At 70.2% G+C, this 14298-nt stretch carries 11 protein-coding genes; 4 read left to right on the forward strand and 7 right to left on the reverse strand.

Going from position 1 to position 14298, the window contains the following annotated elements; genetic code table 11:
• Window positions 1-191 precede the first annotated feature (191 nt).
• The gene (locus BLW86_RS03560) at window positions 192-1238 is read right to left on the reverse strand and encodes a LacI family DNA-binding transcriptional regulator (protein ID WP_093872645.1); all 1047 of its coding nucleotides are present in this window, start codon (window positions 1236-1238) and stop codon (window positions 192-194) included.
• 227 nt (window positions 1239-1465) lie between these two features.
• Between BLW86_RS03560 and chvE the strand changes: the two genes are divergently transcribed.
• From chvE to mmsB, 3 genes are read left to right on the forward strand one after another with little or no spacing between them, the layout of a single operon-like run.
• Complete coding sequence (chvE, locus tag BLW86_RS03565; RefSeq protein ID WP_093872646.1) at window positions 1466-2575, forward strand: multiple monosaccharide ABC transporter substrate-binding protein; 1110 nt, start codon at window positions 1466-1468, stop codon at window positions 2573-2575.
• Window positions 2572-4209, forward strand: a complete 1638-nt coding sequence (mmsA, locus tag BLW86_RS03570) for a multiple monosaccharide ABC transporter ATP-binding protein (protein ID WP_093872647.1) — start codon at window positions 2572-2574, stop codon at window positions 4207-4209. Before chvE ends, mmsA begins: the two co-directional genes overlap by 4 nt.
• On the forward strand, window positions 4206-5450 hold the full coding sequence (gene mmsB / locus BLW86_RS03575; RefSeq protein WP_093872648.1) for a multiple monosaccharide ABC transporter permease: 1245 nt from the start codon (window positions 4206-4208) through the stop codon (window positions 5448-5450). Before mmsA ends, mmsB begins: the two co-directional genes overlap by 4 nt.
• A gap of 75 nt (window positions 5451-5525) precedes the next feature.
• Here the strand turns inward: mmsB and BLW86_RS03580 are convergent, their stop codons facing one another.
• The 6 genes from BLW86_RS03580 to BLW86_RS03605 form a co-directional block, all read right to left on the reverse strand.
• The gene (locus tag BLW86_RS03580) at window positions 5526-6599 is read right to left on the reverse strand and encodes an aldose epimerase family protein (RefSeq protein ID WP_093872649.1); all 1074 of its coding nucleotides are present in this window, start codon (window positions 6597-6599) and stop codon (window positions 5526-5528) included.
• A gap of 123 nt (window positions 6600-6722) precedes the next feature.
• Window positions 6723-7730, reverse strand: a complete 1008-nt coding sequence (yjfF, locus tag BLW86_RS03585) for a galactofuranose ABC transporter, permease protein YjfF (protein ID WP_093872650.1) — start codon at window positions 7728-7730, stop codon at window positions 6723-6725.
• Complete coding sequence (locus BLW86_RS03590) at window positions 7727-8842, reverse strand: ABC transporter permease (RefSeq protein WP_093872651.1); 1116 nt, start codon at window positions 8840-8842, stop codon at window positions 7727-7729. The genes yjfF and BLW86_RS03590 overlap by 4 nt, the downstream gene beginning before the upstream one ends.
• A complete protein-coding gene (locus BLW86_RS03595; RefSeq protein WP_093872652.1) occupies window positions 8839-10398 on the reverse strand; it encodes a sugar ABC transporter ATP-binding protein in 1560 nt (519 codons plus the stop codon). The genes BLW86_RS03590 and BLW86_RS03595 overlap by 4 nt, the downstream gene beginning before the upstream one ends.
• Window positions 10399-10466: 68 nt before the next feature.
• Window positions 10467-11468: an ABC transporter substrate-binding protein gene (locus tag BLW86_RS03600; RefSeq protein ID WP_093872653.1), complete on the reverse strand. Its 1002-nt coding sequence runs from the start codon at window positions 11466-11468 to the stop codon at window positions 10467-10469.
• A gap of 511 nt (window positions 11469-11979) precedes the next feature.
• Complete coding sequence (locus BLW86_RS03605) at window positions 11980-12993, reverse strand: LacI family DNA-binding transcriptional regulator (RefSeq protein WP_093872654.1); 1014 nt, start codon at window positions 12991-12993, stop codon at window positions 11980-11982.
• Between the two features lie 298 nt (window positions 12994-13291).
• On the opposite strand from BLW86_RS03605, the gene BLW86_RS03610 reads away from it, so the two are divergent.
• On the forward strand, window positions 13292-14257 hold the full coding sequence (locus BLW86_RS03610; protein ID WP_093872655.1) for a glycoside hydrolase family 6 protein: 966 nt from the start codon (window positions 13292-13294) through the stop codon (window positions 14255-14257).
• Window positions 14258-14298: the final 41 nt, after the last annotated feature.

The raw sequence follows: 14298 nt of genomic DNA on the forward strand, positions 1-14298 counted from the left end.
GGTGGGGCCGGTCGACGGGGAGGGGCGCAGCAGCTGGTGGAGGTGGAGCGGCCGGCGGGGGTGGAGCGGCCGGTGGGGTGGAGCAGCCGGTGGGGCGCCTGCGTGGGTACCGACGCGTGTGCGCCGCCAGACGGCGGACGGGGAGCCCGCCACTGGCGGCCGGGAGGTGGCGGCGAGAGCCGCCCGCCGCGTCAGGCCTCGTTCGGAGGGCGCGTGCTCGCCCGCATGATGAGCTGCGGCTCCACCAGGAGGTGCTCGGCCTTCCGGACGCGACCCTCGATGTGGTCCACCAGGAGCCCGATGCTCCGGCGCCCGATGGCGGCGAAGTCCTGGCGGACCGTCGTCAGCGGCGGAGGGAAGTACTCGGCCTCCGGAATGTCGTCGAAGCCGGCGACGGCCACCTGGCCGGGGGTGCGGATCCCGCCCTCGCGCAGCGCCCGCAGGACGCCGAGCGCCATCTGGTCGTTGGCGACGAAGACGGCCGTGACCGGTGTCTCCCCGCGGCGGGCCAGGACGAGTCCCGCGAGTTCCTGTCCCGCCCGGTACCCGGACAGCGGGCTCCAGTCTCCCGTCAGTACGCGCGGAGGGCGGATGCCGCTCTCCTCCAGGACGGCGCGCCAGCCCGCGGTGCGGGCCTCGCTCTCCAGCCAGTCGTCGGGACCCGCCACGTGCCAGACGGTGCTGTGCCCGGCGGCGAGCAGGTGCTCCGTGACCATCCGGGCGCCGAGCTCCTGGTCGAGGGAGACCCCGGGCAGGTCGAGCTGATGCCCACCCTCCACGGTGACCACGGGGAAGGGCGCGTCCAGCTCGGCGAGCGCCTGCACGTGCGAGCGCTGCGGGGTGATGGCGACGACGCCCTCCACACCCCAGGACGCGAGGTGGTCGATGGCGTCCTTGAGCCCCTGCCCCTCTCCGGTGCGCAGACTGACGGTCGAGACGAGGTAGCCCTGCTCCCGGGCCGCCTCCTCCAGGCCGGTCAGGGTGCTGGCAGGGCCGTACAGGGCGGTGTTGACGGCGATGACGCCCAGCGTCCTCGTGCGGCGCGTCACCAGGGCGCGTGCGGCGGAGTTGCGGCGGTAGCCCAGTCGCTCGATGGCCAGGGTGACCTGGTCCCGGGTGGCCGCGCGCACGTTGGGATGACCGCTCAGCACCCGGGAGACGGTCTGGTGGGAGACCCCCGCCTCTCGTGCGACGTCGGCCATCGTCGGCGGGCGGACGTCTTCCGCGGGATGCGCCACGTTCGCCTCCCTTCTCCCTGCTTACGGCTGTGTATCGATGCGAGAAAAACCTTAGCGCCTCTTGTATCACGCTGTTGTGAGCGCTAACAATCTACCTCGACCGGGGCGCCGACGCCCTGGCCACCCAGCCGGAACGGTGCCGTCCCGGTGGTGCGAGGACACGCGCCGCCGTCGAGCCCGTCCCCGGTCGGAGCCGCCCTCGACGACGGGATTGCCAGGTAACGCCCATGAAGAAGTTCCGATCCGCATCCGCCCTCCTGGCCGTGACCACCGGCTGCGCCCTGCTCCTGACCGCCTGCGGGCAGAACAGTGAGGGCGGCAGCCAGGAGTCGAAGGACAAGAAGGACGTCACCATCGGCATCGCCATGCCCACCAAGTCCTCGGAGAGGTGGATCGCCGACGGCCGGAACATGACGGCGAGCCTGAAGAAGGCCGGCTTCGCCACGACCCTGCAGTACGGCGAGGACGACCCCGACCAGCAGGTCGCCCAGATCGAGAACATGATCACCCAGGGCGTCGACGCCCTGGTCGTGGCCGCCATCAACGGCGAGGCCCTGTCCAACGTCCTGCAGCAGGCGGCGGACGCCCACATCCCGGTCATCTCCTACGACCGGCTCATCCTGGGCTCCCCGCACGTCGACTACTACGCCTCCTTCGACAACGAGAAGGTCGGCGAGCTCCAGGCCACGTACATCGTCGAGAAGCTGGGACTGAAGGCCGGCTCGAAGAAGGGCCCGTTCAACATCGAGCTGTTCGCCGGGTCCAACGACGACAACAACACCAAGTACTTCTTCAACGGCGCCATGAAGGTGCTGAAGCCCTACCTCGACAAGAAGCAGCTGGTCGTGCGCTCCCAGCAGACCCAGCTCAACCAGGTCACCACGCTGCGCTGGGACGGCGGGACGGCGCAGAAGCGCATGGACGACCTGCTGACCTCCTCGTACTCCACGGCCCGGGTCGACGCCGTGCTCTCCCCCTACGACGGCATCTCCATCGGCATCCTGTCCGCCCTGAAGTCCGACGACTACGGCAGCGCCGCCAAGCCGCTGCCGGTCGTCACCGGCCAGGACGCGGAGGTCGCCTCCGTGAAGTCGATCATCGCGGGCCAGCAGACGCAGACCGTCTACAAGGACACCCGCGCACTCGCGCAGGTCGCCGCCGACATGGTGACCGCCGTCCTCGCCGGCAAGAAGCCCGAGATCAACGACGACACCACCTACGACAACGGCAAGAAGGTGGTTCCCGCCTTCCTGCTCGACCCGGTCAGCGTCGACAAGTCGAACTACCGGAAGGTCCTGGTCGACTCCGGTTACATCGACGCCGGCGAGCTGCGATGACCCCCGCCGCGCCCCACTCCCCCGGCACCCCCGCCTCGTCCCCGGACGGCCCCGTCCTGGAGATGCGGTCCATCGTCAAGACCTTCCCCGGGGTCAGGGCACTGTCCGACGTGACCCTGTCCGTGAAGCGCGGCGAGGTGCACGCCCTGTGCGGGGAGAACGGTGCCGGAAAGTCGACCCTCATGAAGGTCCTGTCCGGCGTCCACCCGCACGGGACCTACGAGGGCGAGATCCTCTTCGACGGCGAGCCGTGCCGCTTCAAGGACATCAGGGCCAGTGAGCAGCACGGCATCGTCATCATCCACCAGGAACTCGCGCTCGTTCCCTACCTGTCGATCGCCGAGAACGTCTTCCTCGGCAACGAGCCGTCCCGGCACGGGATCATCGACTGGCACGAGGCGCTGCGCCGTGCTTCCGAACTGCTCAGGCGGGTCGGGCTCGACGAACACCCCGAGACCCGGGTCGCCGACATCGGTGTCGGCAAGCAGCAGCTCGTGGAGATCGCGAAGGCACTGGCGAAGAACGTCCGCCTGCTGATCCTCGACGAGCCCACCGCGGCGCTCAACGACGAGGACAGCGCGAAGCTGCTGCGGCTGATGCGGGAGCTGAAGAGCCAGGGCATCACCTCGATCATCATCTCGCACAAGCTGAACGAGATCGCCCAGATCGCCGACTCCGTCACCATCCTGCGCGACGGGCGGTCCATCGAGACCTTGGACGTCAGGGACCCGGCCACCACCGAAGAGCGCATCATCCGCGGCATGGTGGGGCGGGACCTCGACAGCCGTTTCCCGGACCGCACGCCGTACGAGGGCCCGGTCGACGCCGATCCCGTCCTGGAGATCCGGGACTGGACCGTGCGTCACCCGCTCGACCGCGGCCGCAAGGTCGTCGACGGGGTCTCGCTCCAGGTCCGCCGCGGGGAGATCGTGGGCGTCGCAGGGCTCATGGGGGCCGGCCGGACCGAACTCGCCATGAGCGTCTTCGGCCGTTCCTACGGCCGCTACGAGCAGGGCGTCGTGTTCAAGGACGGCCGCGAGGTGCGGACGCGCACGGTCCCCGAGGCGGTCGCCCACGGCATCGCGTACGTCACCGAGGACCGCAAGCACTACGGGCTCAACCTCGGGGAGTCCGTGAGCCGGAACATCTCGCTCGCGTCCCTCGGCACCCTCGCCCGCCGCGGCGTCGTCGACGGGCACGAGGAGCGCAAGGTGGCCGAACGGTACCGGCGGACCATGAACATCAAGGCTCCGAACGTCCTCGAGCCGGTCGGCCGCCTTTCCGGCGGCAACCAGCAGAAGGTCGTCCTCAGCAAGTGGATCCTCGCCGGACCGGACGTCCTCATCCTCGACGAGCCCACGCGTGGAGTCGACGTGGGAGCCAAGTTCGAGATCTACACCGTGATCGACCGGCTCGCCGCCGAGGGCAAGGCGATCCTCCTCATCTCCTCCGAGCTGCCCGAACTGCTCGGCATGTGCGACCGCATCTACACCATGGCCGCAGGACGGCTGACCGGCGAAGTCGCCCGCGAGGACGCCACCCAGGAAGTGCTGATGCGGCACATGACGCAGGACTCCCCCGCACCACCGGCGGTCACCGCAGGCGCCGCCTCCAGCGAAGGACACCAGGCATGAGCACCGACGCCACCATGAAAACGACCACCCCGACGCCCCCGGGCCGAGGGGCCCCGCCCACCGGGGCACCGGTGGCCCGGGTGCTCCTGGACGGCGTCCGGCGGAACATGCGCCAGTACGGGATGCTCTTCGCACTCGGCCTGATCGTGCTCCTGTTCCAGGTCTGGACGGGCGGCGACCTCCTGCTGCCGCGCAACGTCTCCAATCTGGTGCTGCAGAACAGCTACATCCTCATCCTGGCGATCGGCATGATGATCGTCATCATCTCCGGGCACATCGACCTGTCGGTGGGCTCCCTGATGGCCCTGGTCGGTGGGATCGGGGCGGTGCTCATGGTCGAGCACCACGTCTCCTGGCCCGTCGCGGTGCTCCTCACCCTGCTCCTCGGAGCCGTCGCCGGCGCGCTGCAGGGCTTCTTCATCGCGTACGTCGGCATACCGTCGTTCATCGTGACCCTCGCGGGCATGCTGCTGTTCCGCGGGCTCACCGAGATCTTCCTCAAGGGGCAGACGCTCGGCCCGTTCCCGGACGGACTGCAGAAGATCGCCAACGGCTTCCTGCCGGAGGTGGGGCCGCAGACCAACTACCACAACGTGACCCTGCTCCTCGGCCTGGGGCTGGTCGCCTACGTGGTGTTCCAGGAGGTGCGGGACCGCCGGCGCCAGCGCGAGTTCGCCCTGGAGACGCTCCCCACGGGCCTGTTCGCGCTGAAGGTGACGGCGCTGGTCGCCGCGGTCCTGGTCACCACCCTGCTGCTCGCCAGCTACAAGGGCGCCCCCGTGGTCCTCCTGATCCTGGCCGCGCTGCTGGTCGGCTTCGGCTATGTGATGCGCAACGCCGTGATCGGCCGCCACGTGTACGCGATCGGGGGGAACCTGCCCGCCGCGAAGCTGTCCGGGGTCAAGGACAGGAAGGTGACCTTCGCGGTGTTCCTCAACATGGGGATGCTCGCGGCGCTCGCCGGGCTCGTCTTCGCGGCGCGCTTCAACGCGGCCTCGCCGAAGGCGGGCGTGAACTTCGAACTGGAGGCCATCGCCGCCGCGTTCATCGGCGGGGCGTCCATGAGCGGGGGCGTCGGGACCATCCTGGGAGCCATCATCGGCGGCCTGGTCCTCGGTGTGCTCAACAACGGCATGAACCTGGTCGGGGTGGGCACCGACTGGCAGCAGGTCATCAAGGGGCTCGTGCTGCTCGCGGCGGTCGGCTTCGACGTCTGGAACAAACGAAGGGCAGGCGCCTGACGCCGCTCCGGACATGGCTGTGCCCGCCGGTTCCTCCACCGGCGGGCACAGCCGTGTCGGCGTGTTCGTACGCGGTCAGTCGCGGGTGCTGAACCGCAGGACCGTCCTCGACCGGTACTCCTCGCCCGGCCGCAGCACCGGGGACGGGTCACCGGGGCGGTTCGGGGAGTCGGGGAAGTGCTGGGTCTCCAGCGCGATGCCGGCGCCCGCCCGGTAGGGCGTACCGCTCTTGCCGAGGACCGTTCCGTCGAACTGCCCCGCGGTGTAGACCTGGAGTCCGGGCTCCGTGGTCAGCACCTCCATGCGGCGGCCCGTGGCCGGCGCGTGGAGGACGGCGGCCCGGCGCAGGGTTTCGTCGCCGCGCGGGCTCAGGACGAAGTTGTGGTCGTACCCGCCGCCCACCTCGGGGCGGGCCAGGGCCTCGGCGATCCTGAGCGGCCGGCGGAGGTCGAACGCGGTGCCGGAGACGGGACGGTGGTCCCCGTGGGGGATGAGATCCCCGTCGACCGGGGTGTAGCGAGCGGCGTCGACGGTCAGTTCGTGGTCGAGGATGTCGCCCGCGCCCTCGCCCTCGAGGTTGAAGTAGGCGTGGTTGGTCAGGTTGACCAGGGTGACCGCGTCGGTGACCGCCGCGTAGGAGAAGGAGAGTTCGTCGTCGCGGCTGATGAGACAGCTGACGGTGACGTCCAGGTTTCCCGGGAATCCCTGGTCGCCGTCGGGGCTGCGGAGGTGCAGGAGCACGCCTGTCCACTCCGGGGTGTGCACGCTCTCGGCTTCCCAGAGCCGGGCGTCGAAGCCGTCTGTTCCGCCGTGCAGGCAGTGGCCGTCCTCCTGCGTGGTCAGCTGGTACGTCTTCCCGTCCAGGGAGAACCGGCCTCGTGCGATGCGGTTGGCGTAGCGGCCGACGGTGGCTCCGAAGTACCGGGCGGCGGTGGCCGTCCGGGCCGGGTCGCGGGGAGCGAGGACGACGTCGGCCGGGGTGCCGTGCCGGTCCGGCACCCACAGCCCGTGGAGGCGGGCGCCGCGGGTGTGCACCTCCGCCGTGAGTCCCTCGGGAAAGCCGAAGGTCCATCGTTGCCCGGAGTCGTCCGTGCCGGGGTGGCGGACCGGTGGGCCTCCGGTGAAAGGGGGATGGGAGGAGAAGAGCATGGGAGTTCCTTGTCCGGAGTGCGGCACAGCCGGGAAAGGGGGCTGAAGGCCCCGCTTTCCCGGCCGCGGTCGTGGTGGTCGGTGGTCGGCGGTCTGCTCGGGATCCGGGCTTGTCCGGAAGGTCTATGCCGCCGGGCGGGATCCGCCGAAGAGCCGTTGGAGGAGGATGAAGACGAACAACAGGCCGCCGATGACGATGCGCGTCCACCACGAGCTGAGCGTGCCCTGGAAGTTGATGACGGTCTGGATCATGCCGAGGACCATCACGCCCAGCGCGGTCCCCAGGACGAAACCGGAGCCCCCGGTCAACAGCGTCCCTCCGATGACGGCGGCCGCGATGGCGTCGAGTTCCATGCCGACGGCGTGCAGGGCGTAGCCGGACAGCATGTAGAAGGTCAGCAGCAGACCGCCGAGGGCGGAGCACAGACCGCTCACGGCGTACACCGCGACCTTGGTGCGTCCCACGGGCAGGCCCATGAGACGGGCCGAGGACTCGTTGCCCCCCAGGGCGTAGACGGTGCGGCCGAAGCGGGTGTGGTGGAGGACGACGAAGGCGAGCGCCAGCACGACCAGGGCGATGACCACGGCGGGTGAGACGAACAGTCCCCCGGGCAGGAGCACCCGCGTCTGGGCGATCCGCGTGGTCGTCGGGTCGGTGAGGGAGATGGACTCGGTGCTGATCATGTAGCAGAGGCCGCGCGCGAGGAACATGCCCGCGAGGGTGACGATGAAGGGCTGGATCTCGAAGGCGTGGATCACCCAGCCCATGAGGGCGCCGCCTCCTGCTCCCACCAGCAGGACCACCGGAACCGCCAGGGCGAGCGGCACGCCGTTCTGTTCGACGAGCCAGGCCGTCAGCATGGTCGACAAGGCCACCACGGAGCCGACGGACAGGTCGATTCCACCGGTGAGGATGACGAACGTCATGCCGATCGCCACGACGAGCAGGAAGCCGTTGTCGATCAGGACGTTGAGCAGGACCTGCGCGGAGAAGAAGCCTTCGTACTGCAGGGAGCCGATCGAGAACATCGCGATCAGCAGAGTGGCCGTCACCAGGAGCGGCAAACGGGTGGCGTACCGCGCCGAGAACCGCTGGAGTGGCCGGGTGAGGGAGCTGAGGGTGGTACTCACGGGTGGACCTCCTGCCGGCGGGCTCCCACGTCGCCGGCCGCGGGGGCCGGGTCCGGGGCGGCGGCTCGGCGACGGCGTGGGAGTCGCGCGCGGAACGCGGGCGACTGGACGAGACACACGACGATGACGACCAGGGCCTTGAAGACGAGGGTGGTCTCCGGCGGTACGCCGAGGGTGTAGATCGTGGTCGACAGGGTCTGGATGATCAGCGCGCCCAGGACCGTCCCGCCGAGGGAGAAACGGCCGCCCGTGAGGGCGGTGCCGCCGATGACCACGGCGAGGATCGCGTCCAGCTCGATCCACAGGCCGGCGTTGTTGCCGTCGGCGCTGGACACGTTGGAGCTGATCATCAGACCGGCCACCGCGGCGCACACGGCGCTGACGACGTAGACCGTGACCAGAAGGCCGGCCGCCCTGATGCCGACGAGTCGACTCGCGACCGGATTGCCGCCCACCGATTCGATGAGCATGCCGAGCGCGGTCCGCCGGGTGACGAGGGAGGTGACGGCGACGAGGGCCGCGGCGAGCAGGACGGCGAAGGGGAGGGTGAGCCAGTAGCCGCCGCCGATCATCTTGTAGGCGCTGCTGGACACGCTGATGATCTGGCCGTCGGTGATCAGCTGGGCCACGCCGCGCCCGGCGACCATGAGGACCAGCGTGGCGACGATGGGCTGGACGCCCAGCCGGGCGACGAGGAGGCCGTTCAGCAGTCCGATCGCGGCGGCGACGCCGAGCGCCACCGCGATCGCCGACATGACGGTGGGCAGGCTTCCGGGGTCCTTCGCGGTGGCGATGTGCTCGCACGCGAGGGCGCCGGCGATGGCGACCGTCGAGCCGACCGAGAGGTCGATGCCCCGGGTGGCGATGACCAGCGTCATGCCGAGCGACACCAGGATCAGGGGGGCGCCGAACTGGAGGATGTCGATCAGGCTGCCGTACAGGTGTCCGTTCTGGACGCGGACGGCGAAGAAGTCGTGGGTGAGCGCGACGTTCCCCAGCAGCAGGGCGGCCAGGACGGCGGCGGGCCAGAACAGGCGGTGCTCGGTGAGCCGCCGGGCGCCGGGTGCCCGAGCCGGACGCCCCCCGGCGCCGGTGTCGTCAGATGGTGTCATGAGGTGGCTCCGGTGGCGATGGCGCCCAGGATCCGGTCGGGCGTCAGGGTCGTGTCGTTGGGGAGGGTGGCGACGAGCCGGTGGTCGCGCAGCACGCCGACCCGGTGGCTCAGCCGCAGCACTTCCTCGAGTTCGGCGGAGATGAAGAGGACGGCGGTCCCCTCTGCGGCCAGGCGGGTGACCAGTTTCTGGATCTCCGTCTTGGCGCCGATGTCGATGCCCCGGGTGGGTTCGTCCAGGATCAGCAGCTCGGGGTCGGTGAGCAGCCACCGGGCGAGCAGAACCTTCTGCTGGTTGCCCCCGCTGAGGTTGCGGACCTGTGCCTCCGGGTCGGCCGGGCGGATGTCGAGAACCTCGGTCCACCGGGCGGCGATCTCGTCCTGCCGGGCGCGGGAGAGGGGTTTGGTCCAGCCGCGTGCGGCCTGGAGGGCGAGCACGATGTTCTCGCGAACCGTGAGTTCGCCGATCAGGCCCTCCGCCTTGCGGTTCTCCGAGCAGAAGGCGATCCTGCGGGCGATCGCGGCACGTGGGGATCGCAGGGCGGCCCGCTCGCCGTCGATCCGGAGCTCTCCTCCGTCGGCGTGGTCGGCTCCGAAGAGCAGCCGGGCCGCCTCGGTGCGTCCGGATCCGAGGAGTCCGGCCAGGCCGATGACCTCGCCGCGGTGGATGTCCAGGTCGTAGGGCTGGACGGCACCGGACCGGGCGAGCCCGCGGGCGCTCAGGAAGGGGGTGTCCGCTGGGACGGGGGCGGCGGTGCCGGTGTGCGAGGTCTCCGCGAGTTCGTCGAGGGTGCGCAGTTCGCTGCCGACCATGTGGTGCACGAGGGTGACGGGTGTCAGCTCGTCGATCCGGTACTCGCCTTCGAGGCGGCCGTTGCGCAGGACGGTCACCCGGTCGCACAGGTCGAAGACCTGGTCGAGGAAGTGGGTGACGAAGAGGATCGCGACGCCCCGGTCGCGCAGCCGGCGCACCAGGGAGAACAGTTGGGCGACTTCGTCCCGGTCGAGGCTGGAGGTGGGCTCGTCGAGGACGAGGACCTTCGCCTTGATGTCCACGGCACGTACGATCGCGACGAGTTGCTGGACGGCGAGGGAGTGCGCGCTCAGCGGCAGGCGGACGTCGAGGTCGAGTTCCAGTTCGGTGATGAGCCGTGCCGCGCGTTCGTGGAGGGCGGACCAGTGGACCAGTCCCAGGCGTCGGGGTTCACGGCCGATGAGGATGTTCTCGGCGACCGAGAGGTTGGGGCACAGGTTCACCTCCTGGTAGACCGTGCTGATTCCGGCGTGCTGCGCCTCCAGCGGTTCGGCGAACCGCTGGGGGCTGCCGTCGACGGAGACCGTTCCCGCGTCGGGCGGGTGGACCCCGGTGAGCACCTTGATGAGGGTCGACTTGCCCGCGCCGTTCTCGCCCATCAGCGCGTGGACCTCGCCCGGGAAGAGGCGGAGGTCCACACCGTCGAGGGCGAGGACGCCGGGGAAGGCCTTGCGGATGCCGTGGGCCTCCAGGACCGGCCGGTCGGTGCGTGTGGGTGTGCGGGGGGTGGGTGGGGCTGCCATACGCCCTCTTCTCCTGAGGGATGGGGGGGCGGCGCGAGGACCGCCCCCGGTCTGGTGCGGGCGGAAGGTCAGTACTGACGGCCGGGCAGGGCGGCCGCGGCCTGGTCCTGGGTGAAGACGCCCTCCTTGACCTCGACCCGTCGCGGGACGCTCTCCCCCGCCGCGACCTTCTTGGCGAGTTCCATGAGCTGGTCGCCGAGGAGCGGGTTGCACTCGACCACCACGTTGATCTTCTTCTCCTGCATGGCGACGAAGGCGTCCTTGATGCCGTCGACGGAGATCACCTTGATGTCGACGCCCGGCTTCTTGCCCGCCTCCTCGATGGCCTGGATGGCGCCCAGGGCCATGTCGTCGTTGTGGGCGTACAGGACGTCGATGTCCTTGTGGGACTTGAGGAAGGCCTGCATGACCTCCTTGCCCTTGGCTCGGGTGAAGTCCCCGGTCTGGGAGGCGACGACCTTGAACTTGGGGTCGCCCTTGATGACGTCGGCGAAGCCCGCCTTGCGGTCGTTGGCGGGTGCGGAGCCGGTGGTGCCCTGGAGTTCGACGAGGTTGACCGGCGCGGAGGTGCCCTCGTACTCCTTGACGAGCCACTTGCCGGCCTCCTGTCCCTCCTTGACGAAGTCGGAGCCGAGGAACGTCCGGTAGAGGGAGGTGTCCTGCGAGTCGACCGCGCGGTCGGTGAGGATCACCGGGATGCCGGCGTTCTTGGCCTCCTTCAGGACGGTGTCCCAGCCGGACTCCACCACCGGCGAGAAGGCGATGACGTCCACCTTCTGCTGGATGAAGGTGCGGATCGCCTTGATCTGGTTCTCCTGCTTCTGCTGCGCGTCGGAGAACTTCAGCGTGATGCCGGCCTTCTCGGCCGCCTCGCGTACGGACTTGGTGTTGGCGGTGCGCCAGCCGCTCTCGGCTCCCACCTGGGCGAACCCGAGCACCAGCTTGCCGTCGGAGGAGCCCTTACCGGCGCCGCCGGTGGTGCCGGTGGTCGCGGGCTCGGTGGTGCAGGCGGTCAGCACACTGCCGGCCAGGGCGGCGGCGGCGATGACGCGGAGGGCTCTGTGGGCCATGTCGTGGTTCCTCTCGGGACGTGCGTCGTACCAGGCGGAGCCCTGAAGGAGACGGGCCCGGTGAAGGCGTGGCTGCGCAGGGGTGGTCGAGCCGGGCGGAGGCAGAGTGAAGCGTCGACCCCCGACGACCGGCGAGCTGGCGAACGCGACACATTGTGAGCGCTAACAGACTTGTAACTCAAGGGCTCGTACGGCCGTTACCCGTTCTTGATGCGCAGAAGCGGGTCGGCGGACGAAGCGCGGAAGGCGCGAAAGCCTGGAGGGGCATGCAGTTGCCGAGGGCGAATTGGCCCTCCGGGCGGCCCCGTACGGCCTCCGCCGGACCAGAGGGACCCTCCGCCGCCTACGGGCCCGATGCGGCAACCCCGCGTGGAGCATCGACCAAAAGTTGTGAGCGTTAACACTCATGATCATTCCCTCCGCGCGAACCGGAGGGAAAACGCCACGGTCAGGTCACCCGCGAGGAGACCGGTCCCCTCGCCGCAGGGGGTGGGGCGAGAGAGGTGGCTCGTCAGGCGCTGGCGCGGGCGACCAGGCGCGTGGGCAGGATCAGCGGGGTGGGGTCCTGTCCGTTGATGAGCGCGACGAGCATGCGCGCCATCTCCCGGCCGAGACCCTCTATGGGTTGGTGCACCGTGGTCAGAGGCGGGTCGGCGATCCGGGCCACGGGCAGGTCGTCGAAACCGACCACGGCGACGTCGGAGGGGACCAGGCGGCCGGCCTTCCGCAGCGTGCGCAGCGCCCCGGCCCCCATGTTGTCGCCGGCGGCGAACACCCCGTCCAGGTCGGGACGGTTCGCGAGGAGCGCGGCCATGGCGGCGGCCCCGCTGGACTCGGTGAAGTCGCCGGCCTCCGAGGCGTACGGTGCGAGCCCTGCCGCCAGCATGGCGTCCCGGTAGCCGCGGTACCGGGCGCGCCCGACCTCGGTGTCCAGGCGCCCGCAGATCGTGGCCACCCGGGTCCGACCGGCCGCGATCAGGTACTCGGTCGCCGCGCGCGCTCCGCCGGCGTTGTCGACGTCCACGTACCACCGGGGGTCCAGACCGACCGGCCGCCCGCCGAACACGACGGGCAGCTCCGCCTCCTCGGCCGTGCGGGCCAGCGGGTCGTCCTCGCGCAGCGCCATCAGCATCACGCCGTCGGCGCCCTTGGACCTCAAGAGCCGCTCCACGCGCCCACGGCCCCGGTCGGAGGCGGCCAGGCAGAGCATGAGGTGCAGATCGGCGTCCTCCAGGGCGGCCGAGGCCCCTACGATCACCTGGGCGAAGAACGGATCCGCGAAGATCGACGGATCCTCCCCCGAGACGACCAGGGCGGCCGCGCCGGTCTGACGGGTCGCCAGCGCGCGAGCGGTCGGATTGGGCACGTAACCGAGCTGACGGACGGCCCGTTCGACCGCCTCGCGCTTGGCGCGGCTGACGTGCGGGGCGTTGTTGAGCGCACGCGAGGCCACCGACCGTGAGACACCGGCCAGTTCGGCCACCTCGTCGAGTGTCGACTGCCGACGCGGCGCACCTTCGGCCATGACCCGCCTCTCCTGTCGCGACCAGAACCCATGGAAGACTGGGAACGCTTCCAGTTCCATGACTGTAAGGACTTCCCGCCACCATGTGAAGCGCCGGGCGAACGGGCCCACTTGACAGGCCGAACAGGGCGTCACACGATACCGGCCACACCCCAGGACAGCCGAAGCGCCTACTGGGACCGCTTCCAGTGGGAGCGCTTCCACATCCAGGGGTGACGTACCACCGCACTCCTCAGTGCGCCGCCCGCTCGGGACGAGAGCGTGCGGCGCGTCCCCCGTCAGGAATCGAGGTACCGTCATGCGCCGCCGAATCCGCGCCCTCGCGGCAGCCGTCTTCGCGCTGCCACTGGCGCTCGCCGTCGCACCGTCCGCCCACGCGGCGGATCCCACCACCATGACCAGCGGGTTCTACGTGGACCCGAACTCCAGCGCGAAGAAGTGGGTCGCCGCCAACCCCGGTGACGGCCGGGCGCCCGCGATCAACGCGTCCCTCGCCAACACCCCCATGGCCCGCTGGTTCGGTTCCTGGAGCGGCGCCATCGGGACGGCCACGGGCGCGTACGTGGGGGCGGCGGACTCCTGGGACAAGCTGCCCATCCTCGTCGCGTACAACATCTACAACCGCGACTACTGCGGCGGGCACTCCGCGGGCGGAGCCGCCTCGCCGTCCGCCTACGCGACCTGGGTCGCGCAGTTCGCCGGCGGCATCGCCAACCGCCCGGCCGTCGTCGTCCTCGAACCGGACTCCATCGCGGACTACGGCTGCATGAACCAGACTCAGATCCGCGAGCGCGAGAGCATGATCACCGGCGCCCTCGCCGAGTTCAACCGCCAGGCCCCCAACACCTGGGTCTATCTCGACGCCGGCAACCCCGGCTGGGTGAGCGCCGGGACGATGGCCCAGCGCCTCCACGAAGCCGGCCTGCGCCAGGCCCACGGCTTCTCCCTCAACATCTCCAACTACTACACCACCGCCCAGAACACCGCCTACGGCAACGCCGTCAACAGCGAACTGGCCGCCCGCTACGGCTACACCAAGCCGTTCGTCGTCGACACCAGCCGCAACGGCAACGGCTCCAACGGCGAGTGGTGCAACGCGGCCGGCCGCCGCATCGGCACGCCCACCCAGACGGGAGGCGGCGCCGAGATGCTCCTGTGGATCAAGGCCCCGGGCGAGTCCGACGGCAACTGCGGCGTCGGGGCCGGTTCCACGGCCGGCCAGTTCCTCCCCGAGGCCGCCTACAAGATGATCTACGGCTACTGACCTCGGACTCCTGTGGCCCGATGTCCGCCGCCGCGCGCCCG

The organism is Streptomyces sp. TLI_105 (assembly GCF_900105415.1).
Classification (GTDB): Bacteria; Actinomycetota; Actinomycetes; order Streptomycetales; family Streptomycetaceae; genus Streptomyces.